This is a genomic window from Allobosea sp. P4_E12 (assembly GCF_056401655.1).
Genome location: NZ_JBFUIY010000025.1, coordinates 64005 through 86908, shown reverse-complemented (window position 1 = coordinate 86908; position 22904 = coordinate 64005). Strand labels below are relative to the sequence as shown.

Genomic DNA, 22904 nt, shown 5'->3' with positions numbered 1-22904 from the left:
CTGCGCCATGAGCGATTTGCCGTCGGGCCGAGAACGTTCCTGCGTGCGCGGTCGTCCCCTGCCCTCAGAACCTCATTCCAAGCCTGGCGTTGAAGCTATGGTCGGTGGCGCCCCGCGCGAGCTGGCCATCATAGGCGATGCTGAGCTCGGCCGCCGGCGTGAGCTTCATGCCGATGCCCGCGCCGACCACCAGCGCATCGCGGGCGATCGGAACGCCCGCGATCGAGAACGGGGCGCCGCCGGCGAAGGCCTGGAGCGAGAGTGGCGTCAGGTCGCCGCCAGCATGGCGCCAGCCGAGCGTGCCGTTGAGCTGCACCGTGCTGCTGCCGAGTTCGACGCTGGTCTGCGCACGCAGGCCGAGCGTGGCGAAGGTCACGGCGGCGGTCTGCGGGCCCGCGGACAAAGCGGCGATGCCGCCCGTCTCACGAAAGCCATCACTGCGAAGGTTGACATAGGCCAGATTGGCGAACGGCTCGAACACGCCCGGCCCGAAGTCGAGACGATAGGCGATCTCGCCAAAGGCCTGGAGGGAGTGGGCGCCGTAGCCCGACAGAAGCTGCTCGCCGCTGCCAGGGAAGGAGACCGAACGCCGCATCGAGAGATCGTGCCAGGTAAAGTTCGCCGCGCCGGTCAGGCGGAGACGATCGAAGCGGGCCCCGCCATAGAGGCCGATCGTGTAGTTGTCCGCGTCCGCCTGCGACCTGCGGCGCGCCACCTCGAAATGCGAGCGCGAATATCCCGCCATGATGCCGGCCCGACTATCCGCCGTGGCAGCGAGGTCGAGGCCGGCGACGAGGCCGTTGGTCGAGCGCGTGAGCGAGGCGGCATTGCCGTCCCCTTGTGTCTGCCCCCAGGAGCCGAAGCCGCGCGCCCATAGCGCCAGGCTTTCCGCCGGGGCCGTCGAGATCGCCCCGTTGCCCGAAGCATAGGCCAGCGTCGCGATATGCGGCGCGCCGATTCCGTCGAAGGCCGCGCGGATCCGGTCGGAAACCGCACTGCGCACGATCTGGCTGCCTTCGATCAGCACGGTCTTGGCCGAGGCGTGAATCTCGCCGGACAGGCTGTCGAATGCGCGTCGGCCTTCATCCTCGTCGCGCAACTGCGTGAAGCGCTGCCAGAGCGGATTGGCCTCGTCGAGGCTCTCCAGGCCGAGGCTGGTCTGGGTCTGGTTGCGGGTCTGTGCGAGAGCGGAGAAAGGCAGGTCGTTGCGCAGCAAGGTCAAGGTGACGCTGGTCGCGTCATAGCCCAGCGTCGGATCGAGGAAGAGATAGCGCGAGCTGACATCGTCGAAACGGCCCTGCACGCCCCGATCGGCGGTCAGGATCGTATAACGCTGGTTCGCTCGATAATTGCCGTCCTCACCGAGATGCACCACCGAGCCGCCGCCGAGCCGTGCCGCACCACCGGCACGGATCAGGTCGCTCGACATGCCGCTGGCATCGACCTCGACCTCATAGCTCGCGCCCGGCTCGAACGCGATGTCGCCGGTAACCGTCAGCGTGCCGATCGAGTTGCCGGGCGCGATCGTCGCGCCGGAGCGGATCGTCGTTGCGCCGACGGAACCGCTGCCCTGAAGTCTGGCGCCAGCGAGCACGTCGATCTCGCCGCCAAGGGAACCATTGACCACGAGCATGCCCGCCGACACCGTGGTCGTGCCGGAATAGCCCGCGCTATCGCCGCGCAATTCGAGCCCCCCGCGGCCGGTCTTGTCGAACCGTCCCGTCCCGGAGAACACGCTAGCGATGCTGGCGTCTCTGCGCTGATCGAACACGACCGTGCCGTTATTGGCGATGTCGCCGGAGATCGAGGCTGCGTCGCCGACGAGCCTGCCCGCCGCGACGACGGTGCGGCGATAGAAGTTGGTGCCGGTCAGCGTCAGCGTTCCCGCCCCGGTCTTGATCAGATCGCCGAAGCCATAGACCCCACCCGTCAGCGTCGCGTCGCGGCCATTGGTATCGACGGTGCCGTTGCCCAGCAGCAGCACGGTGCGGCTGGTGTCGAACGCGGTGCCGAAGCGCAGCGCGCCGCCGAAGAAGCTGATCGCCGTGCCCCGGGCGCCGAGATTGCCGTCGGACGCGACCTCGAGCACACCAGCCCTGATCACCGTGCCGCCGGAATAGCTGTTATTGCCGGTCAGGATCGTCGTGCCGCTGCCGGACTGGACGACGCTGCCGCTGCCCGAGATGGCGCCGACGAAGACGTAGTCGTTCGTGCGGTTGAAGCTCAGAAGGGCGTTGTTGACGACATCGCCGGCGAGTTCGCCGGAGGTCCCGCCATTGCCGATCTGCAGCATGCCGGCCGCAATCGTCGTGCCGCCGCCATGGCTGGCGCTTCCTGTCAGTGCGAGCGTGCCCCAGCCGTCCTTCACCAGGCTGCCAGTGCCGCTGACTGCCCCACCGAGGGCCAAGGTTGTGCCCGCGATGGTCTCGATCGTGCCCGAGCCGGTGAGCGTGACCGCGCGGCTGCTGGTGATGTCGGCGAGCGTCGCCAGCCGGCCTCCCCCGCTCAATGCAAGGCTGGAGGATGCATTGCCGAGATTGGCGTCGGCGATGATGGCCAAAGTGCCGCCGCGGATCGCCGTGCCCCCGGAATAGCTGCTCGTCCCCGTCAGCAACAGCGTGCCCGCACCTGCCTTCGCGACCCGTCCGGCGCCGGTGATGCTGCCGGCGAAGGCACTGTCCTCGGCCTGGTCGACGGTCAGCGTAGCCGTGCCGAGCGCAATCTCGCCGCCTGTGCCGGCGAGTTGGCTCATCGCCAGATGATAGCTGTTGAGATCGAGCCTGCCGCCGGTCAGGACGTAGCCGGTCATCCCTGGCAGGGCTCCGGCGCTCTCTGCGATCAGCGTTCCGGCCGTGATGAGCGTGCCGCCGGACCAGCTGTTGCTGCCTGAAAGCGCGAGCGTACCGGTGCCCCATTTGATCAGCCCGCCCGCGCCGCCGAGCCCCCCGGTGAGCCGCAGCGTCGTGCCAGTATCGGTGTCGAGGGCGCCGGTGTCGCGCAAGGCGATGCTGCGGCCGGAGGTGAAACTCGCGGTCGTATGGAGCGCGCCATTGTCGAAGGTGAGGCCGCCCGCACCGCCAAGATTGCCGTCATCGGCGATCTGAAGCGTGCCGCCCCCGATCTCCGTGCCGCCGGTATAGGTATTGGCTCCAGACAGGATCAGCGTGCCGTCGCCGGTCTTGGCGAGACCGTCAGAGCCAGTAATCGTCAGGGCGACCGTTGCGGTCTCGCCGTCGAGGACGCGGATCTCCGGCGTCGTGATGACGAAGCTGCCGTTATTGTAGCCGCGCAGGTTCAGGCTGCCTCCGGCCCCGTCGACCAGCGTGTAGCTGCCGCCCGCGAATTGCAGCCCGACGAGGTTCTGCTGGCCGTCAACGGTAACGGTGCCGCCCGGACCGCGGAAGACACCGTAGCCGCTCCCCCATTGCGTCGGAGTGGCGCCGGCATAGTCGAACCAGTTCTGGCTTCCGGCATTCCAGGTGCCGGATGCGCCGCCCGCCGATGTCGTGCCCCAGAGTTGCAGGATGTTGAGGCCGTTCTGCTGGACGAGCAGGTCGACCTTGCCCGCCTGCGAGATGTCGATTCTGTAGTCATAGGCGAACGGGCTGGTCGCCGGCGTGCTCCCGATGCCGAGGCCGCCGCCGGAGAGGGCACCGGTATAGGTGAAGACACGATGGAAGCCGATCATGGGCTGAGAACCGGCGCCGATGTTCAGTATCCCGCCATTGAGGGCGAGGTTTCCATTGACCTGTGTCGTGGCGGAGTCGATCGGGGGGGCGTCGGCGCTGCGCAGTTGGTAATCGTAGTTGCTGCCGGCGTTGAGTGTCAGCGTGCCGTTGACGATGAGCGGGGCGGCATCCGATGGCCTGATGGTGCCGCCTGCATTCCCCGTGAGGTTGCCGTTGACGGTCAGCGAGGTCGGGCCGGAGGGCGCCAGGGTGCCGCCATTGCCGATCGTGATCGCACCCAGGCTGCCCTCGCCTTCGACACGGCCGCCAGCATTGAGCGCGATGGCGCCGCCGAGACGCGCCGAGCCCGCCATCCTGAGCGTGCTGCTCGCCACCGTCACAGCGCCCGAGAAACCCGAACTGTCGCCCGTCAGGATCGTCGTGCCCGAGAGCAGCCGGATCGTCCCCGCGCCCGCGCTGGCGCTGGAGAGCGCCGCATCGAAGCGATAATCCGACGCCGTGTGGTTGAAGACGAGCGCACCGGCTGTCGAGATTTGCACGCCACCGGTTTTCAGGAATCCGGGAGCGGCTGCCGGAGCCCCGGCACCAGCACCGATGTTCAAGGAGCTGGGGCCGTAATCCTTCAAGGCGATGACATATTTGCCGGTATCGATCAGCCCGCCATCCGAGACCGTCGCGGTTGCGGCTGCGCCGCCGAGCCCCGACAGGGTGAAGGCCTCGACGCCATGATAGAGGGCATCCGAATTGACCGTGGTCAGCACGGAACCGGCACCTGTGACGACGAGGCTGCCGGCGACCGCCACCGTGTCGCTCTGGACCCGACCACCATCGGAGATGAGCAGCGAACTCGTGCTGCCGACGCCAAGTTCGGCGCGCTCGAGGTAGCCGGGGCCGCGATGCACGGTCCAGCGCGAGCCTGCACCCGTGACGACGGCATCGGAGCCGGGCGCGCCGGGCTTGCCGCCGATGATCGTCTCGCCATAGCTGTCGAGGCTCCCGCCATTGGCGATCGTCATATGACCTGAGCCGTCGATCCCGAGGTACAGCGCCGAATAATTGCTCCAGTGCGACCCTGGCCCGGAAATGAGGACCGTGCCGCGAGAGCCGGCCTCCTTGCCGATGATCGTGGCGATCCCGAGCTGGGGCTGGAAGAGCGTGAACAGGCTGGTCAGGGTACCGCCATTCGTGATGGTCAGCGACGCATCCCCCCTGTCGCCCACGACCATGGGGACAGCATTGTTCCATTTGGCCGCGGAACCGGAGATCGTGACGGCAGCATGGGAGCCCGCATCAGGCGCGATGACCGCCGTCGTGCTGGAGAATTCCGCCGCACCGGACAGGACGAGCCCGCCATTCCTGACGCTGATCGTGCTGAAGCTCGCCGCGCCCGTCACGGTCCAGGTGCCCGGGCCGTCCTTCGCAAAGGTGCCGAAGGCCTGGCTGGCATTGCCCAATGCGCCGAAGTCGAAACCGGCATTCTGCCAGCCTCCGAGGACGAGCGTGTTTGGATTGCTGTCGTCGCGGGTCAGGACGACAGTGCCGAGGATGCGATAGCCCGCCTGCAATTCCAGCGTATTGCCGCCGCCGCTCAGATTGATGGCATCGGCACGCGACCCGTCGGGATTGAGCCCGCCTTCGATCTGCCCGGCCGTGACGATCCGAACGCCGCCGCCGCCCGACACAGCACGCCCGCCGCGCCCGTTCTGGCCCGCAGTGCCATCATGGCCGGGATCGATATTGTACGACCCATATCCTGCCGCGCCGGCCGCCCCTCCAGCGCCGCCCTTGCCGCCGGCAACGAGTCCTCCGGCCTGAACCTCCAGGCTTCCGCCGGCGGCGAGGACGAGACCGTCACCGCCATTGCCGGCGCTGCCGCCATGGCCTCCGTCGCCGCCGTTCTTGCCCCCGCCCCCCGTTCCGCCGATGCCCCCGGCACCGCCGTCACCGCCGCGAATGACCGACTGGTTCTGGACGATGATCGGGCCGGAGCCGGAGGCATAGAGCCCGGCTGCGCCATCGCCGCCATTGCCGCCGCTGCCGCCATAATACCCGTCCCCGCCATCGTCTCCCCAGAGGAAACAGGGCAGGCCCGGAGGGCAGTTCTGGCCGAGCACACCTCCCGCGCCGTCCCCGCCCGTACCGCCGGCACCGCCTGCGCCGCCATTGCCGCCCGAAATCACCGACCTGACGAGGACTTCTCCGGACTGCAGCAGCACCAGCCCGACCCCGCCGCCGCCGCCACCGCCGCCACCGCCGCCCGCACCGCCATAGCCTGCCCCTGGGATCGGTCCAACCAGGCCGACGGCACCGGTGCCGGCCTTGCCGCCTCTCGCGCCCGCGCCACCGCTGCCACCGAGAATCGGCGCGGTGACGAAACTCGCGCTCGGATCACTCAGGATCGCGCCGGTACCACCGCCGCCACCGCCGCCGCCGCTGCCGCTGTCATGCCCCCAGATGCCACCGAAGGGCTGGCCGTCGCTGCCGTCTCCGCCAACCGCGCCTGCCTCACCGGCACCGCCCGTGATCGCTTGGCCGCCCGGTAGCGGGCCGGAACCACTCCTGCCGTCGAAGCCGATGGCACCGGCACCGCCGCCATCGCCGCCGCCTTTGGCATGCGCGCCGCTACCCCCGGCTCCGCCCAGGCCGCCGTTGGCAGTACCGCTGCGCTTGTCGCCGTGCCGGCCGCCGCCGCCGCCGCCTCCCCCGCCCGCGAACAATCCCGAGCCGGCGCCCGCTCCGCCAGCGACAGGCTTGCTGACGCCATGGCGGCCGCCCGCGCCGCCGCCGCCCAGCGACTGGGCTGCGGCCGGAGATGCGCCGATCAGGATGGCGCCGAGCATGACGCCCCCGGCCAGGGCTCCGGCGATGGCCGTGGACGAGCGCAGCGCAGCCCGCTTCTGCGACAATGCCGCGCCGTGATATCCGCGCAAGCTTGCAATCGGCGTCCGGTCAGGACGCCGGCTGATTTCAAAGGCCAGGCTCGGCCGCGCCGCCGTCATGCCCCTGCCGTCCGCAACGCTCAGCGCCCTTCTGCCGCGGGCACGAGTTCGGCAGCGAGATCCCGGACCGCCTGCCGTATCCCTCCGAACATGGCGAAGTCGACGCGGCTGGCGACGACGAAGATGCCGAGCTTGCGGTTGGGCGAGAGCACGACATAGCTCATGAAGCCGCCGATGCCGCCGCTCTTGCCGAGCAGCAGCGGCACGCGTTCGCGCGCCGGGCTGACGATCCAGCCCAATCCCATCCCGTCGGAATCCGTGGCCTCGACGCCAACGAGGCGCGCAAGTCCGTCATGGGGCCGCCAGAGCGCATGCGCGAGTGTCCGCGCCGGGCGCCCGGCCGCGTCATCGGCCAGATGCCAGCGCATCCATTTCACCATGTCCTCGGCGGTGGTGTAGATGCCGGCGCTGGCCTGCATCACCTCACTTGCCTCCCAGTTCGGATCGGGCTTGCCGAACGGATCGAGCCCGGTCATCAGTCGGGGCTTCTGAGCCTCCGAGAGACGCAAGCCCGTGTCCGCCATGGCGAGCGGCGCGGTGATGCGCTCGCGCACCAGTTCGGCAAACGGCTTGCCACCGGCCCTGCCGAGCGCGTCGCCGAGCAGGCCGAAGCCGAAATTGGAGTACATCGCGGTGGTGCCGGGGCGGTAGGCCGGGCGATGACCCGAGATCCAGTCCCAGTAATAGGATGCCTTGAAGGTCGCGAACGGGTTCTTCTCTTCCGCCGGCGTCGCTGGATCGGCCATTTCGCGCGGCAGTCCAGCCGAATGCGTTGCGAGGTCGAGCAACGTGATCGGCCGGTCGGCGAAATCCAGCGGAGCCTTGCCGGGCGGGGCATAGCGACTGAGCGGAGCGTCGAGGGCGAGCTGCCCGGTTGCGGCCATCGCGGCAAGCACATCGGCCGCGAAGACCTTTGAAACCGAACCGACGCGGACGATCGATCGGCGGTCGGGCTCCTTGCCGCTGCCCGGCGCGGCTTCGCCATAGCCCGCGATGACGCTGTCCTCGCCCCTGACGACGGCGAGGATCAGCCCCGGAGCGCGCGCGTTCAGGAACATCGCGACGCCGGCCATCGATGCCGCATCCTGCAGGGCCAGATCTTCGGCAGCGGCTTGGCGCTGCCAGCCTGCGGACAGCACGACGGCCAACAAAGAGACGACGGCTAACCTTGCCGCCTTGCGTCCCGGGATGCGTCTGGAGGTTGGAGCGGTGACGGTGCGGCGGAGCGGCATGGGCAAAGCGTGAATCGGTTGATCGGTTCGCCTATCGGGTTGGCGTGCCGGGCGGGAGGCAAGCTCAATTCGACCAACCGACATGCCGGTTCGATGAATGCCCTTGCCGATAGGTTTCATCGTGAGAAATCGGTAAAGCGGCAGGAGGTTACGTTACGCAAAGCGGCCGGCGCTCAAATCCCGAGTCGCTGCCGCAATTCCTGCCGGTAGGGGCGCGACACGGGCCAGGCGTCCGCGAGCTGGCCGAGCGCAATCTTCCAGCCATTTCCGTCGCGCCGGTCGAGCCCGCTGACATGATGCAGATTGACGATCGCGGTGCGGTGCACGCGCAGGAAGGAGGCCGAAGGCAGCAGCCCGGTCCAGAGGGCGAGCGGGCGCAGGTCGAGGACCGTCGAGCCGTCCTTCAGCCAGACCTTGGCATAGTCGCGCGCCGAGCGGACGCCGAGAATGGCATGGGGCTCCACGCCGATGATCTGCCCCTGCCGGCGCAGATGGATCAACGGTGCGAACGCCTTCGCCGGGCCGTCCAGCGCCTGCGCGCTGCGGTGCGATCCGTAACGCGCCAGCGCGATAAGCTCCGCGCATTGAAACAGCGCCCTGATATCCGCCTGCTGCCAGCGCCGGGCTGCGGTGGTCGCGTCGAAACCGATACAGGCACGCAGCTGCCCATCATGGAAGACCGGGACGCTAAGCACGCTCTGGTCGCCCTGGCGCAGCATCTCGACCTGGAGCTGGCGGGCCGGACGCGGCAAGTCGGCAACCCGATTGATCATCACGGCCTTGCCCGAGACCAGGAACTGCTGCAGCCAGGCAATCATCGTCACCGGCGTGTTCTGCAGGTCCTCGACGAAGGAGCGAACGCCCTGCCTGCTCCATTCATGGGTGTTCCGGAAGCGGAGCAGCGCGGCGTCATATTCGAACATCCAGGCCCGGTCGGCACCGGCAAGCGCGCCGATCTCGGCCAGCGCAGCCGTGATCGCGACATCGGCCGGCTCCTGAATCAGCCGCTTGGCCGTGCGATGGGGCCAGTCGGGCCCTGGTCCATCGCCGCAGTCGGACAGCGAACGGGCCTCGTAGGCGGCGTCAGGCGGCTCGCCTGCCGGGGTGCCTGCCTCCGCCTGCGCAACGACCTGCCAGCTGCCTGTGCCACGCACGGCGATTCCTCCTGCTGCATCCGCACATTTGGCGGCGGCCACTGTGCAGGTGCAACCGAAATATTGGCCGTGACGCAACCAGTCCGAACGATGGCAGGGGGCCGCGCCTGCTCGCTCAGCGTGATTGCAGCGTCGGGTCGAGCCTGTCGCGGACCCAGTCGCCGATGATCGAAATCGACATGGTCGTCAGGAAGATCGCCATGCCGGGCAGGATCGCGATCCACCATGCGGTGGTCAGGTAGGCGCGCCCTGCCCCCAGCATCTGGCCAAGGCTGGTCAGAGGCGGGCGGATGCCGAGGCCAAGGAAACTGAGCGAGGTTTCGAGCAGGATCACCTGCGGAAAGTTGAGCGTGAACTGAACGATCAGCACGCTCAGGATGTTGGGGAGGATATGCCGGAGATAGACATGGCGCGCCGGCGCGCCGAGCGCGACCACGGCCGTCGCATAGCCTTGCGTGTTTGCGGCGATGACGACGCCCCGCGTCAGCCGCGCAAAGACCTCCCAGCCGTAGAACCCCATGATGGCGATGAAGAGCAGGAAGCCACCCCCGAACATGGCGATCAGCGCGAGCGCGATCATCATGAAGGGCAGCGACGCCTGGACGTCGGCCAGCATCATGATCGCTTCCTCGACGAAGCCGCGGAAATGCGCCGCGATGAACCCGAGCGCCGTGCCGATCAGGGCGCCGATCAAGGTGCCGCCGAGTGCGACAAGCACGCTGAAGCGGATGGCGTAGATCAGGCGGCTCAGGACATCGCGGCCGAGTTCGTCGGTGCCGAGCAGATGATCCGTCGTCCCACCGAGGAAGACCGGCGGCCTGAGGCGCTTGAGCAGCGCTTGCGCGCGGTAGTCATAGGGCGCCAGCCAGTCCGCGAAGAGAAAGACGACAACGATCAGCGCCAGCAGGACGAGGGCAACGACGACGAGGACGGGATAGCGCGCTTCCGCACGCACCGGAGTGTCGTCAGCCCGACGGAAGGACCATGGCATCGCCATCTCAGTTCTCCGAACGTGCAGCGCGCATGCGCGGATCGATCAGGGTGTAGATCGCGTCGACCGCGAGATTGGCGAGGATCATGGTGACCGAGACCATGATCAGGATCGCCTGGACCAGCGCGAAATCGCGCGACGTGACCGCGTTGACGAGAAGCCGACCGACGCCAGGGACCGCAAACACCGTCTCGACGATGATCGAGCCCGCGACGAGATCGCCGAGCTTGAGCCCGATGATGGTGACGATCGGGATCGCGGCGTTGGGCAGGGCATGCCAGAGCACGCGGCGCATGCTCGGCACGCCCTTGGCGCGGGCCGCTACGACATATTGCTTGTTCAGGACCTCAAGCATCGCCGAGCGGGTGAAACGCGCGAATGTACCCGCAAAATGCGTGCCCAGCGTCACAGCAGGCAGGATCAGGTGCAGGGCCGTCGCGTCGCCCGAACTCGGCAGCAGCCGCCAGTGCAGCGAGAACAGCAGGATCAGCAGGATGCCGAGGAAGAAATTCGGCAGGCTGAAGCCGAGCACGGCGAAGCTCATCACCAGCCGGTCCACCGGCCGATTGCGGTTCAGCGCCGCGACGATGCCGAAGCCGACACCAAGAATGAGGCCAAGCACGAAGGCCGTCAGTCCAAGCCGCAGCGTATGGGGGAGCGCACCTGCGATCAGCTCCACCGCCGGGCGCTGATCGGAGAGCGAGAGGCCGAAATCGCCCTGTGCGATGCCGGCGAGATAGGAGACGTATTGCTGCCAGAGGGGTCGATCGAGCCCGAATTTCTCGCGGTAATGCGCGATGAGTTCGGGCGAGGCCTGGTCTCCGACCAGGGCATCGATCGGGTCCCCCGACAGGTTCAGCGCGACGAAGGTCAGGGTCACGATCAGCCAAACCGTCAGGAGGCCGCGCGCCAGCTTGGTCAGGAAATGACGGCCCGGCATCACGACGCCACGCGGTTTTGTGTTCCGACGAGCAGGTCGGGGTCGTTGAGCAGCACGGCCTGCGGCGACTTCTCCAGGATGGCAGCAAGGCCATCGGCATCGACATCTCCGACACGGCGCCCGGTTCCGCTCCCTCCCGCCGTGACCCAGACCGGCACATGCCCGAGCAGGCCTGTCGCGACCGTTCCGTCGAGACCGCCTTCCCAGATCCGGAAGGCGCTCGCTCCGGCTGCCGCGAAATGGTCCGGGTTTGCCTTATCGGGAAGGAAGGCGAGCACCTGGACGCCCGGCATCTGGAGCCGGGCGTGGGCGACCTGCAGGACGTCGCGCACACCGATCCATACCCGATCGCGCAGCCCTGCCCCATCGATCACCGCGATCACCGCGTCGATGATCGTCAGATCCTGCGTCTTGACGTCGATCAGGGCCTGTCGATGCGGGCAGATCGCTGCGAGCGCCTCGGCCAGGGTCGCGAGCCGGATGCCGCTCGAGCGCGCGATCGTCGCCAGCTCCGCGTAGGTGGTTGTCGCGATGGCCGCCGTGCTGCCTGCCAGCCGCGCCAGATCTGGATCATGCGCGGCGATGACGACGCCGTCCGCCGTCAGGCGCGCATCGGTCTCGACGAGATCGGCCCCGGCGGCGATCGCCGCCCGATAGGCCTCCAGCGTATTCTCCGGGTAGCCGGCGGAGTGGCCGCGATGGGCAATGACAAGCGGCCGGTTCACGATTCTGCCCTCAGTTCTTCGGAGAAATGGCAGCGGACGCTGCGGCCACCCTCGACTTCCCGCAGCACCGGCATCTCGACGGAGCAACGCGGGCGGGCATAGGGGCAGCGGGTGTGGAAATGACAGCCCGGGGGCGGATTGGCAGGCGACGGCGGATCGCCCATAAGCCGGGCCGATCGCGTGCGCCTGGGCGCGGAGAGATCGGGAATCGCGGCCAGAAGCGCCATGGTGTAGGGGTGCAGCGGCTGCCGGTAGACCGGATCCGTCGGCCCCTCCTCGACGATCTGGCCGAGATACATCACGGCGATGCGGTGCGAGAGCTGCTTCACTACGCGCAAATCGTGGGAGATGAAGAGATAGGCGATATCGAACCGCTCCTGCAGCTCCTGCAGGAGTTCGGTCACCTTCGATTGAACGGAGACATCGAGCGCCGAGACCGGTTCATCACAGACGATCAGGCTGGGTTTCATGGCCAGCGCGCGGGCGATGACGACGCGCTGCGCCTGGCCGCCACTGATCTGATGGGGAAAGTGTCCGGCCGTTTCCGGCGGGAGGGCCACCGCCCGCATCAGGCGCGCGACCTCGGCATCCCGACCGGCCCGATCTCCGATCTCGTGCAGGTCGAGCGGCTCGCGGATCTGCCGGCCGATGCTCAGCCGCGGATCGAGCGCCGATTGCGGATTCTGGAAGATCATCTGGATGTCGCGGCGCTGCCGCTGCCAGACGCCCGGGCTCAAACCGGCAAGGTCGCGCCCCTTGAAGACGATCTCGCCGCCGCTCGGGCGCTCGAGCCCGACGATCATCCGGCCGGTCGTGGACTTGCCACAACCGGATTCCCCGACAAGGCCGAGCGTCTCGCCGACCCGCAGCATGAGCGAGACATCTTCGACGGCGCGGATCGTCTGCTGCGACCGGAAGAAGGAGCGTCCGCCGCCGAAATGGCGACGCAGCTTCGAGACCCGCAGCAGCGGTTCCGACCGTTCACTCATGAGGCGACCCGCTCGCGATAGACCGGCGCGGAGACATCGAGGCGCGGCATCGCGGCCAGAAGCTCGCGCGTGTATTGCGCTTCCGGCGCCTGCAGGATGCGCTCGGCCGGGCCGGCCTCGACCACGCGGCCATGGCGCATCACGACGACATCGTCGGCCATCTCGGCGACAACCCCGAGATCATGGGTAACGAACAGGATCGCCATGCCCAGCTCGGCCTTCAGCCGGTTGAGCAGGTCGAGGATCTGCGCCTGGATCGTCACGTCGAGTGCCGTCGTCGGCTCGTCGGCGATCAGCAGACGCGGCTCGCAGGCCAGCGCCATCGCGATCATCACGCGCTGCGCCATGCCGCCGGAGAACTGGTGGACATAGGATGCCAATCTTTGTGCGGGCTCGGGAATTCCGACCATCCGCAGCAGCTCGAGCTCGCGCGCCTGGCGCTGCGGCTCGGAGAGCGAGCTGTGCAGCCGCAGGGTCTCGCGCAGTTGCGTGCCGACGGTGTGCAGCGGATTGAGCGAGCCGAGCGGGTCCTGGAATACCATGCCGATGCCGCGTCCACGGATCGTCTCCAGCTCGCTTTCGCTCGCCAGGGCGAGATCGCGCCCCTCGAACAGGATGCGCCCGCCGACGCGCCGGCCGTTCCGCGGCAGCAAGCCGAGCACGGCCTGGCAGGAGACGCTCTTGCCGCTGCCGCTCTCGCCGACGACGCATGTCGTGGCGCCGCGACGGACCGAGAACGAGACGGAATGGAGGATGTCGGCATAGCCGGCGGCGGTGCGGAAGCCGACCGTCAAATCCTCGACGGAGAGGAGCGTGTCGCTCCCCTCGCCGGTTTCCGTGATGCGGTCCGTGTCCGTCACTTCGCGCCGATCGACAGGTTCGAGGGGCGGAAGTCCATGTAGTACTGGCTATAGGGCGTCCAGTTGATGCCCTTCTTCAGCGCGTAGCCGGTGACGGGGTTGTAGAGCATCGTCATCGGCATATCGTCCTCGAAGGCAACGAGCAGCTTCGCGAACTGCGCCTTGCGCTTGGTCTCTTCGGTCTCGGCGAGCAGCTCCCTGGCGGCCTCGTTGAATGCAGCGCTCGCGCCGTAATATTTCCAGGTGTTCTGGTTGTCGGTGTCGGGGCCCCACAGGGTCAGGATCGCGCCTGCCGGATCAGGCACGCGATAGGTGTTCGACCAGGCGAAGACCTGGGCACCGGGCTTGCGGACATCCTTGAAGCTGTCGACGAAATCGATGCGCGCATTGATGCCGACTGCGCGCCACATCTCCTGGATGACCTGCGCCGCCTCGACATTATAGAGGTAGTAGTTCGGGATCAGCCTGTAGGAGATCTCCTGGCCCTTGTAGGAGCTCTCGGCAAGGAGCTTCCTGGCGAGCACGGGATCGTAGGAATAGCCCTTGTTCTCCTTCACATAGATCGGCCCGAAGCTCGGCAGCTGGTGGCCGTTGGGCGCATAAGTCTGGCCCTTCCAGAGAGCGTCGATCAGCCCCTTGCGGTCGATCGCCAGGCTCATCGCGTGGCGCAGCTTCTTGTCGGAGAGCACCGGGTCGTTGGTGTTGAACTGGAGCACATGGCTGTTCTCCAGCGGCTCCGTCTTCAGCGTGACATCCTTGTAGCGCTTGAGGCCGTCCCACTGGTCCGGCGGGATCTCGACGGCGATATCGAAATCACCCGCGACGAGACCGGCGACACGGGCTGCGACCTCCGGAACCGAGCGGAAGGTGATGGATTTCGCGGCGGGAGCGCCCTCGAAATAGCGATCGAACGCGGCAAGCGTGATGCGGTCGTTCTTCTGGTAGTCGACGAAGCTATAGGGGCCTGTGCCGACGGGCTTCCAGCGCAGCGCTTTGGCCGCCTGATCCATCCAGGTCTTCGCTTCGACACCCTCCGTCCTGAACTTGTTCCAGGCCTCGTCGCAAATGACGAAGGACATGTAGCTCGACAGGCGGTGCTCGATGATCGGGTCGTGCTGGGCCGTCGTGATCCGGATCGTAAACTCGTCGAGCTTCTCGACATTGGTGAAATTGCCGAAATAGACGCGGCCATCGGGATAATAGGACTTCGCCCCCCAAAGCCGATCGGCAGAAAACGTCGCCAGCACGTCATTAGCGTTGAACGGGCTGCCATCATGGCACACGACGCCGCGGCGCAGCTTCATGTCGAAGGTGGTCGGCGTGCTCCAGGACCAGCTTTCCGCCAGCCCAGGAACCAGTTTCGCACCGCCGTCCGCCGTCGGATGCGCGAAATCGCGCCGGATCAACGTATCGAAGATCGAGTAATAGACCCGGACGTCGACATTGCCGGTGTTCTCGCCGGGGTCGAGCGAGCGCGCAAGTTCGTTCACAGCCACCGTGAGGGCCGGCCGCTCCGCTGCCGACGCGCCGGTTTGCATGGATGCAGCCAGCCCCGCGCCAAGCACCGCCCAAAGCCCTGCATTGCGTTTCATCGCTCTTGCCATTGCATCCTCCCTTGGGGCGCCCCGCTACCGGGGTCCTTGTTCAGTGGTCCGATCACGCGCGACACCGCAGCCGCTATCCCGGCTTGCCGCGAAACATCCGTTGCAGCGTCTCGACCTTTGCCAGCGTCTTCAGCGAGCGACCGCGGTCGGTGCGCGACAGTTCCAGGATCAGGGTATTGCAGATCGCCATCGGGACGGTGAGCGAATGGAATTCGCCCTGCTCGCCACGGTCGGCAACGAGTTGCGCGTCGCAATCCGGCACACCCGTGCGCCGGTCCGTGATCAAGAGCGTTCCGGCATTGATGCCTTGCGCATAGGCGATGATCCGCGCGGCCGCCGGGCTCTCGTGGCGAAAGACCAGGGCGACGACGACATCGCCGGCGGCGAGGCCGAGCAATTGGTCAGCCGCCTGCCAGTCGGCATGGGCGACCACTGCCGCCCTGTAGCCGGACCTGACGAGACGGCGCACGAACAGGTCCGCCAGGCTGCTCGCATGCCCCTCGCCGACCACCAGGATCCGCCCGGCGTCGCGCAGCAGACCGGCGGCGGCAATGATATCGGCATCCGAAATCTGCGCAGCCACCGCGTTCAGGGCACGGATTTCACCATCGACGACAGAGCCCAGGAGGGAATCGCCGCGGACGCGGCTGAGCCGGCGCCGGACGCGAACCGACGCGTCGAGATCGGCGACGACCGCGTCCTGCAAGGCGCCGCGCATGTCGCGATAGGTGGCAAAGCCGAGCTTGCGTGCGAGCCGGCCCGCAGTCGAGGGATGCACGCCGGCCTGCCCTGCGACCTTGTGCGCCGGCAGAAAGCTGCCCGCTGTCCGGTCAGCCAGGAGAACCTCGATCAGCCGCCGATCGGCTTCGGTCAGTTCGTCCCGGTGCGCCGCGATAATCTCCGTCAGGCTCATGCAACCCTCCCAATGCCGCCCAAGGTAGACAAGCCCTTCGGAGCTATGCAAGATAAATTGCTGACTCTTGATATCGCAATTTATCTTGCAACGCAGAAAACCTCTTGGACTGTGACGGTGACATGACAGAGATCGCCTCTCATCGCGGCGGAGCCAGACTCTGGCCCGAGAACAGCCGCCTCGCCTTCCGCAACTCCGCCGCGATGGCTGTCGACTTCATCGAGTTCGACATCCATCGCAGTCGCGACGGCGTGCTGCTCGTCCATCACGATCCGCTGCTCGGCCGAACCTCTGCCGGCACCGGAGCGATCGCGGACAAGGACTGGGCCGACCTCCGGGAGGTGGCGCTGCTGCGCACAAGCGACGAGACCATTCCGAGCCTTGACGAAGTGCTCGACGTTCTCGAGCCGAGCGGCATCAAGCTGCGCATCGAGCTGAAGAACCGGCACGACGGCAGCCGCTATCCCGGGATCGAGGCCCAGATCGTCGAAGTGCTCACGGAAACGCGCCTGCTCGACCGGACGACCTTCACCGCGTTCGATCTCGCGACGCTGGAAGAACTGTCCAGCTTGGCGCCAGCCACGCCATTGATCTGGCTGATCGCCGAGAAGACGCTCGCCGCGCCGACGCGAGATCTCGGTGCCTTGTGCCGAAAGGCGCGCATGGCGGGCGTTCCGGAGATTGCGGTGCGCATCTCGCAAGCCCAGGACACCGATGCGGAGATCTGCCGGCGTGAGGCGATCCGCTACGGTCTCTTTGCCGTGCATGAGGAGGCGGAGATCAAGCAGGCCTTCGCCGCGGGCGTGAGCGCCTTCACGACGGATCGGCCGGACCTCGCCGTCGCCCTAAGGCCATAGGCAAGTCGGACTGCGCGGGCTCTGCTGCGTCTTGCCGATCCATCAGAACTTTCCCGCTTCCGGTCTCGAAGGGGTGCCGCCATGCCAACCAAGGCGGCACGCTGGAAAACCTCGATCCAATCTCTCAATATTTGATCTCATCCTGAACGTCGGTATTATCCAAAAAATAATTATGGATCTTTCCTGAGTTATTCACGCTATATAGCGGCGCGATCGACTTTCTCGATACTTTTAAAATTCACCTCATAATTTAGGTTAAATCTCGTCCGTAGTGAATTGTTCTCATGTCAGGAAGCGCCATTATTTTGTCGGCGACACTCCCTGGTGTGCGCCGGCTGCTTGGGGCCAGCTCAAGGACAAGGCCGGGAACGATCGTGTGCGGCCAGACTTTATGCTGCGGGCCGCGTGTTCCGGCATGGCGTCAGTCGTGCAACTCTGCCGAATGAGGGCATGTGCCTTTCGAGGCGACGCGCAATGGATGATGAGATCCGTCTGCACGGCACCCTTGCTAAGAACCGAGCCGTGCTAGCCGGTCTCAGCCCTGGCGCGCAGGTCCTCCCATGAAGCGGAGCACCTGATCCATCGAGGACCGCGCGACGCGCGATCATCCAGCTATCCGGGCCGCGGTCCTGCTCCAGCGTTGGAGCGGTATCTGGCCTGTTCGATGCGCCCAACGAGCGCATGATGCTGCCTGCGGCGGGCCTTTTGTCCCTCGCCAGGCGCCATTGAAAGCCGTCGCCGACCATTGCCGCATCGATCGACAGCCGTCGCTCGATCACTGGCGATGCGCACCAGGAGACCGATATGGCGCTCGAACAGGCCTGCGTACATGCGATGCCCAAACCCTGGGGGTCGACCGATCTCCTGCCCTGGAGCGAGGTCGCGCATGACGGCGTCGCCATCGGTGAACTCTGGTTTCAACGCCGCGACATTCACGCGGCCGAGCCCGCCCTGCTGCTCAAGTTGTTGTTCACGCGCGAGGCATTGTCGATCCAGGTGCATCCGGACGACGCTTTCGCGCAAGCTATGGGGCTCCCTCACGGCAAAACCGAAGCCTGGTATATTCTCTCCGCGACACCGGATGCCACGATCGGCGTCGGGCTGAAATCGGCCCATACGCCCGCAGAACTGCGGGCCGCCATCGAGGATGGCTCCATCACCGACCTCGTGCAGTGGCGCAAGGCCTGCAAGGGCGACGTCATCTTCGTGCCGGCCGGAACGATCCACGCGATAGGCCCCGGGCTTGTCCTCGCGGAAATCCAGCAGCGAAGCGACACGACCTTCCGCCTGTTCGACCATGGCCGCCAACGCGAACTTCACATCGAGCACGGCGTTGCAGCGGCCCTGGCCGCGCCCGCCGCAGGGCAAGCCCCAGTGCGGTATCTTGGCGATTGCAGGACCCTGCTCGTCGCGAGCCCGTATTTCGTCCTCGAGCGGTTTGATCTGGCTTCGGGATCGGTCTGGAACCTCAGTGCAAGCAGAGAGACCTGGCTGGTCATCATCGCTGGCACCGCCAGGCTCGGGGCGTTCCAAGCAGTCGCCGGCGAGGGCTGCTTCATCGAGGCCGACAGCATGCGCATCGAGGCGGGGGGCGAAGGCCTGACCTGTCTGGTGGCCTATGACGCGACAAGCCCCTGCCCCGACCTTTTGCATGCCGTCTCTGCGCATGATGCGAATGCGCCAGGCGACGCCGTTTCCCAGCCGCCTCAGCCGCCCCTGCCGCTCCCGACGCTGGCGGGTCCGTCCAACCCCTTCACGGAGGCCCGACCATGAGCCCGCTCCACCGCATTGCCTTCATCGGCAACTCGCTTCCGCGTCGCTGCGGAATCGCGACCTTCACGACGGATTTGCAACAGGCGGTCGCCTTGTCGGGCTCGGATCTCGAAACCTCGATCGTGGCCATGAACGACCATGGTCATGCTTACGACTATCCACGCTCCGTCCACTATCAGGTCGGCGACGACCGGTTGGAGGATTATGCAGGGGCCGCCGACTTCCTGAATGATGGTCGGTTCGACATCGTCTCGCTCCAGCATGAGTTCGGCATCTTCGGCGGAGAGGCCGGCGGCCACATCATGGCGCTGCTGTCGCGGCTGAAGACGCCGGTGGCCACCACACTCCACACCGTCCTGTCCGAGCCGACGCCGGTGCAGCGCGATGTCATGGAACAGATTGTCGACGCCTCGACGCGCATCGTCGTCATGGCCGAGAAGGGCCGTGACCTGCTGCGGACCGTCTACAGACTCCCTGCCGACAAGATCGAGGTGATCGCGCACGGCATTCCCGACGTCGCCTTTCTCGCACCTGACGACGCCAAGACCAGGCTCGGGTTCAGCGGCCGCTCCGTCATCCTGACCTTCGGTCTGCTGTCGCCCAACAAGGGCATCGAGGTGATGATCGACGCGATGCCGGCGATCCTGCGGCGTCGCCCCGATGCGGTCTATGTGGTTCTGGGTGCAACGCATCCCAATCTCGTCCGCGACCAGGGCGAGGCTTATCGCGCCAGCCTGATGAGCCGCGTGCGCGAACTCGGCGTCGAGGATCATGTGGTCTTCCTCGACCAGTTCGTCGATCAGGCGACGCTACTGGGCTTCATCTCGATGTGCGATGTCTATGTCACGCCCTATCTCAACGAGGCGCAAATGACATCGGGCACGCTGGCCTACAGTTTCGGCCTCGGGAAAGCCGTCGTCTCGACGCCCTACTGGCACGCACAGGAACTGCTCGCTGATGGGCGCGGCATTCTGGTGCCCTTCGGCGATGCGGTTGCCATCGGCGACGAGATCGCGGGACTGCTGACCGATGTCGACAGGCGCCAGGCAATGCGGCTGCGTGCCTATGCCAGTAGCCGTTCGATGACATGGGAACGAACGGCCAAGCGCTATCTCGCCGCGTTTGAGACGGCGCGTCGGGGCCGGGTGCTGAGCGTCGTCGCCAGCCCCATCATGACAACGCCCTCGCCGCAGATTCCTGCGCCTCCGGAGATGCAGACAGGACATCTCCTGTCCATGTGCGACGATACCGGATTGTTCCAGCATGCCGTCCATTCCGTGCCGGATCGCGCGCATGGCTACTGCGTGGATGACAATGCCCGCGCGCTCCTCCTCGCCTGCACCTTGAGCAGCACCGGCGAACGGCAGCTTACGGACGCGCTGACGGCGCGTTACGCATCCTTCGTCCAGCACGCCTGGAATCCCGACACGCGACGCTTCCGCAATTTCATGAGCTTCGACCGGCGCTGGCTGGAAGATACGGGTTCCGAGGACAGTCATGGCCGGACGCTCTGGGCGCTGGGCGAATGCGCGCGCAGCGATGTCAGCCCGTCGCGCCGGCAATGGGCAGCCGCCCTGTTCGCACAAGCCCTGCCCATCGTCGAGAGCTTCACCTCGCCCCGCGCCTGGAGCTTCACCCTGCTCGGCCTCGACGCCTATTGCGCCGTCGCCGGGGCGCCGCCGACTGCCATCTGGCTGCGCCCGCTGCTGGCCGATCGCCTGCTCGCCCTGCTCTCGGCGGTCGAGACACCGAACTGGGTGTGGTTCGAGGACGGGCTTTCCTATGACAACGCGCGCCTGCCTCAGGCCCTGATCGCAACCGGTACCTCCATGAAGGTCCCAGCCTATCTCGAGGCCGGGTTGCGGTCGCTGCGCTGGCTCGCGGATCTGCAGACGACGCCCGCGGGTTTGTTCAGGCCTGTCGGCTCCGACAGTTTCGGCGACAAGCGCCGTGCACCGAGGTCCTTTGATCAGCAGCCGCTGGAGGCCACGGCGACAATCTCAGCCTGCCTCGCAGCCTGTCGGGCCGATGGCGATCCGCATTGGCGGACCGAGGCCGCACGTGCCTTCGCCTGGTTCCTCGGCCATAACGACCTCTCGGTGCCGCTGGTCGATCTTGATACCGGCGCCTGCCGGGACGGCCTGCACCGCGACCGCGCAAACGAGAACCGCGGGGGCGAATCCGTGGTATCCTATCTTCTCAGCCTCGCCGAGATTCGCCAGCAGGCCCGCATCAGCGGGGACCGCCCGAAACTGGCGCCGCTTCGGGTCCTCCATGCCTGATCCTTCCGCCAGCGCGCACGAACAGACTGGGGTCGCCTTGTCCCAGCCCGCTTTCCTGAACCGCCAGGCCCTGTATTTGCGCCCCGATCCTTCCAGGGTGGTCGTGCGCCGGTTCGGCCCCGCGGTCGAGCCCAGGGACCTCAGCCCAATCGACAAGACGCGGGCGAATCATATCGTCGACCGGGTCCTGGCGCTGGATGCCGATACGGCCGAGAGCCTGCTCTCCGACGTCTTGGAGAACTTCAAGGGCCGACACCGCAACCTGCTGGAGAAATTCGAGGAGCGCGCCGATGAGATGGAGGAGGCATTCGCAACGCATTGCGACTTCACCAGGATTCAGCGTCAGCTGGTCGGAGCCTACTTTCTCCAGGAGAATTCATTCGAAGCAGCGGCGCTCTTCAACCCGAGCATCGTTTCGCACCCTGACCAGTCCGGCGCTCCTCCAGGCGGGCGCCGCTTCATCCTGAGCGTTCGCGCGGTTGGCGAGGGCCATATCTCGTCCCTGACTTTCCGCTCGGGCTCGATTGCGAATGACTGCAGCATCAGTGTCGATCCGACATCGCGGCTGGCTTCGATCGCCACCTTGCGCAACCGCATGGCGCGCCTCGACGGCGACGATGTCGAGGTCGCATTTTCGCCCGATGGCGACATCAGCGAGCGGGTGATCTTCCCCATTACCGCATCTCAATCGAATGGCATCGAGGACGCACGTTTCGTCGCGTTTGACGAAGATGGGAGGACGGTGTTTCGGGCGACCTACACGGCCTATGACGGCCGGGCGATCCGGTCCGAACTGATCGAGACCAGCGATTTCCTGTCGTTTCGGATGTCGCCGCTGCGGGGCACCGCGGCCGCGAACAAGGGCATGGCGCTGTTCCCTCGCAAGATCGGTGGGCGCTACGCCATGATCGCGCGGCAGGACAATGAGAACCTCTATCTCATCTATTCCGATGACCTCTTCACCTGGAACGGTGGGGTCGTGATCCTGAGGCCCCAATTTGCATGGGAGTTCGTTCAGATCGGCACCTGCGGCTCCCCGATCGAGCTTGACGAAGGCTGGCTGCTGTTGACCCACGGCGTCGGGCCCATTCGGAAATACGCGATCGGAGCGGTTCTTCTCGACAAGCAGGATCCGTCGAGGGTCCTCGCGCGGACCCGCGAGCCGCTCGTCCGGCCAGAACCGTCCGAGCGTGAAGGCTATGTTCCCAATGTCGTCTATACCTGCGGCGCGATACGCCATAACGACCACATCATCCTGCCCTACGCGGTCTCCGACACGTTCTGCAATTTCGCGACGATCAGGATCGCTGCGCTGATGGGCGCCATGGAACGCTAGGAAGTCTTCCGGGCACGGGCTCGCGCGAGAAATCGGCTACGCAGGCTGGAAAAAGGTTCCGCCTGCGCCTGGCTCAAAGTAAGCATCGACGTCGTCATATGTCATGCCTTCGGCCAGGCCGGAATAATTGAAATCATCAAGCAAATCAGGGTTAAGACAATCGGCAGAGGGGCTGGAACGATGTATGTGCGAAGATGACGCGGCCTTAGAACTTGCTTAGCGACTGAAAGAAGCGCGTAGTGGATTGTCGCCTCCCTTCGCACTGAACCGAGAGCGGGTCGCGGTGTCATTGTGGCGCCGGTCGGCACTGGATTTTCGTCTTGCAAGGCAATGGCCAGATCATCTGGCGCAACGGCACGCGCCAGCCGGCATCATTCAGCTTCAGAACGTCACTGAATGCCAGGGACATGTGTTCCGGGCATCTTGTCGCGAACCTGAGCCGGACGGACCCGCTCCAGTTCGCCTTTCCGATCCACCTGATCCGGGACGACGGAGACATCGTGGATCTCCTGATCATGGGCCATCGCCACGATGGGGCGGCCTTCATCGGCCATCTGGCT

The 22904-nt window shown here is 66.3% G+C and carries 15 protein-coding genes; 4 read left to right on the top strand and 11 right to left on the bottom strand.

Features of this window, described 5'->3' with window-relative positions; all coding sequences use genetic code 11:
* Positions 1–64 precede the first annotated feature (64 nt).
* The 10 genes from AC1DW9_RS26325 to AC1DW9_RS26280 all read right to left on the bottom strand — a co-directional run bounded on the left by AC1DW9_RS26325 (position 65) and on the right by AC1DW9_RS26280 (position 16096).
* On the bottom strand, positions 65–6619 hold the full coding sequence (locus AC1DW9_RS26325) for an autotransporter domain-containing protein (protein WP_476855220.1): 6555 nt from the start codon (positions 6617–6619) through the stop codon (positions 65–67).
* Positions 6620–6708: 89 nt separating this feature from the next.
* Positions 6709–7920: a D-alanyl-D-alanine-carboxypeptidase/endopeptidase AmpH gene (gene ampH / locus AC1DW9_RS26320; RefSeq protein ID WP_441507775.1), complete on the bottom strand. Its 1212-nt coding sequence runs from the start codon at positions 7918–7920 to the stop codon at positions 6709–6711.
* Between the two features lie 173 nt (positions 7921–8093).
* On the bottom strand, positions 8094–9074 hold the full coding sequence (locus tag AC1DW9_RS26315; protein ID WP_476832496.1) for a LytTR family transcriptional regulator DNA-binding domain-containing protein: 981 nt from the start codon (positions 9072–9074) through the stop codon (positions 8094–8096).
* A 115-nt stretch (positions 9075–9189) separates the two neighbouring features.
* Positions 9190–10071, bottom strand: coding sequence for an ABC transporter permease (locus AC1DW9_RS26310; protein WP_476769651.1), 882 nt, complete (start codon positions 10069–10071; stop codon positions 9190–9192).
* 1 nt (position 10072) lies between these two features.
* Positions 10073–11005, bottom strand: a complete 933-nt coding sequence (locus AC1DW9_RS26305; protein WP_441507773.1) for an ABC transporter permease — start codon at positions 11003–11005, stop codon at positions 10073–10075.
* Positions 11005–11730 (bottom strand): glycerophosphodiester phosphodiesterase, encoded by a 726-nt coding sequence (locus AC1DW9_RS26300; RefSeq protein WP_476776600.1) that lies wholly within the window; start codon positions 11728–11730, stop codon positions 11005–11007. The genes AC1DW9_RS26305 and AC1DW9_RS26300 overlap by 1 nt, the downstream gene beginning before the upstream one ends.
* Positions 11727–12719, bottom strand: a complete 993-nt coding sequence (locus AC1DW9_RS26295; RefSeq protein ID WP_476776599.1) for an ABC transporter ATP-binding protein — start codon at positions 12717–12719, stop codon at positions 11727–11729. The genes AC1DW9_RS26300 and AC1DW9_RS26295 overlap by 4 nt, the downstream gene beginning before the upstream one ends.
* On the bottom strand, positions 12716–13579 hold the full coding sequence (locus AC1DW9_RS26290) for an ATP-binding cassette domain-containing protein (RefSeq protein WP_441507770.1): 864 nt from the start codon (positions 13577–13579) through the stop codon (positions 12716–12718). The genes AC1DW9_RS26295 and AC1DW9_RS26290 overlap by 4 nt, the downstream gene beginning before the upstream one ends.
* A complete protein-coding gene (locus AC1DW9_RS26285) occupies positions 13576–15171 on the bottom strand; it encodes an ABC transporter substrate-binding protein (RefSeq protein WP_441507769.1) in 1596 nt (531 codons plus the stop codon). The genes AC1DW9_RS26290 and AC1DW9_RS26285 overlap by 4 nt, the downstream gene beginning before the upstream one ends.
* An 85-nt stretch (positions 15172–15256) precedes the next feature.
* Entirely contained in the window at positions 15257–16096 is an 840-nt protein-coding gene (locus AC1DW9_RS26280) for a MurR/RpiR family transcriptional regulator (RefSeq protein ID WP_441507768.1), read from the bottom strand.
* Between the two features lie 122 nt (positions 16097–16218).
* On the opposite strand from AC1DW9_RS26280, the gene AC1DW9_RS26275 reads away from it, so the two are divergent.
* The 4 genes from AC1DW9_RS26275 to AC1DW9_RS26260 all read left to right on the top strand — a co-directional run bounded on the left by AC1DW9_RS26275 (position 16219) and on the right by AC1DW9_RS26260 (position 22344).
* A complete protein-coding gene (locus AC1DW9_RS26275) occupies positions 16219–16953 on the top strand; it encodes a glycerophosphodiester phosphodiesterase family protein (RefSeq protein ID WP_441507767.1) in 735 nt (244 codons plus the stop codon).
* An 804-nt stretch (positions 16954–17757) separates the two neighbouring features.
* Positions 17758–18726, top strand: coding sequence for a class I mannose-6-phosphate isomerase (locus AC1DW9_RS26270; RefSeq protein ID WP_441507766.1), 969 nt, complete (start codon positions 17758–17760; stop codon positions 18724–18726).
* Complete coding sequence (locus AC1DW9_RS26265; RefSeq protein ID WP_476776598.1) at positions 18723–21008, top strand: glycosyltransferase family 4 protein; 2286 nt, start codon at positions 18723–18725, stop codon at positions 21006–21008. The genes AC1DW9_RS26270 and AC1DW9_RS26265 overlap by 4 nt, the downstream gene beginning before the upstream one ends.
* Positions 21009–21045: 37 nt before the next feature.
* Entirely contained in the window at positions 21046–22344 is a 1299-nt protein-coding gene (locus AC1DW9_RS26260) for a glycoside hydrolase family 130 protein (RefSeq protein WP_476834860.1), read from the top strand.
* A 389-nt stretch (positions 22345–22733) separates the two neighbouring features.
* Here AC1DW9_RS26260 and AC1DW9_RS26255 read toward each other — a convergent pair whose 3' ends face one another.
* Positions 22734–22898, bottom strand: a complete 165-nt coding sequence (locus AC1DW9_RS26255; protein WP_441507763.1) for a hypothetical protein — start codon at positions 22896–22898, stop codon at positions 22734–22736.
* Positions 22899–22904 lie beyond the last annotated feature (6 nt).

What these genes read in the sequence shown, in the direction of transcription:
- ampH (WP_441507775.1), bottom strand. Translation starts at nt 7,920, where the DNA reads ATGCCGCTCCGCCGCACCGTCACCGCTCCAACCTCCAGACGCATCCCG.
- AC1DW9_RS26270 (WP_441507766.1), top strand. Translation starts at nt 17,758, where the DNA reads ATGGCGCTCGAACAGGCCTGCGTACATGCGATGCCCAAACCCTGGGGG.
- AC1DW9_RS26310 (WP_476769651.1), bottom strand. Translation starts at nt 10,071, where the DNA reads ATGGCGATGCCATGGTCCTTCCGTCGGGCTGACGACACTCCGGTGCGT.
- AC1DW9_RS26255 (WP_441507763.1), bottom strand. Translation starts at nt 22,898, where the DNA reads ATGGCCGATGAAGGCCGCCCCATCGTGGCGATGGCCCATGATCAGGAG.
- AC1DW9_RS26280 (WP_441507768.1), bottom strand. Translation starts at nt 16,096, where the DNA reads ATGAGCCTGACGGAGATTATCGCGGCGCACCGGGACGAACTGACCGAA.
- AC1DW9_RS26265 (WP_476776598.1), top strand. Translation starts at nt 18,723, where the DNA reads ATGAGCCCGCTCCACCGCATTGCCTTCATCGGCAACTCGCTTCCGCGT.
- AC1DW9_RS26285 (WP_441507769.1), bottom strand. Translation starts at nt 15,171, where the DNA reads ATGAAACGCAATGCAGGGCTTTGGGCGGTGCTTGGCGCGGGGCTGGCT.
- AC1DW9_RS26275 (WP_441507767.1), top strand. Translation starts at nt 16,219, where the DNA reads ATGACAGAGATCGCCTCTCATCGCGGCGGAGCCAGACTCTGGCCCGAG.
- AC1DW9_RS26305 (WP_441507773.1), bottom strand. Translation starts at nt 11,005, where the DNA reads ATGCCGGGCCGTCATTTCCTGACCAAGCTGGCGCGCGGCCTCCTGACG.
- AC1DW9_RS26295 (WP_476776599.1), bottom strand. Translation starts at nt 12,719, where the DNA reads ATGAGTGAACGGTCGGAACCGCTGCTGCGGGTCTCGAAGCTGCGTCGC.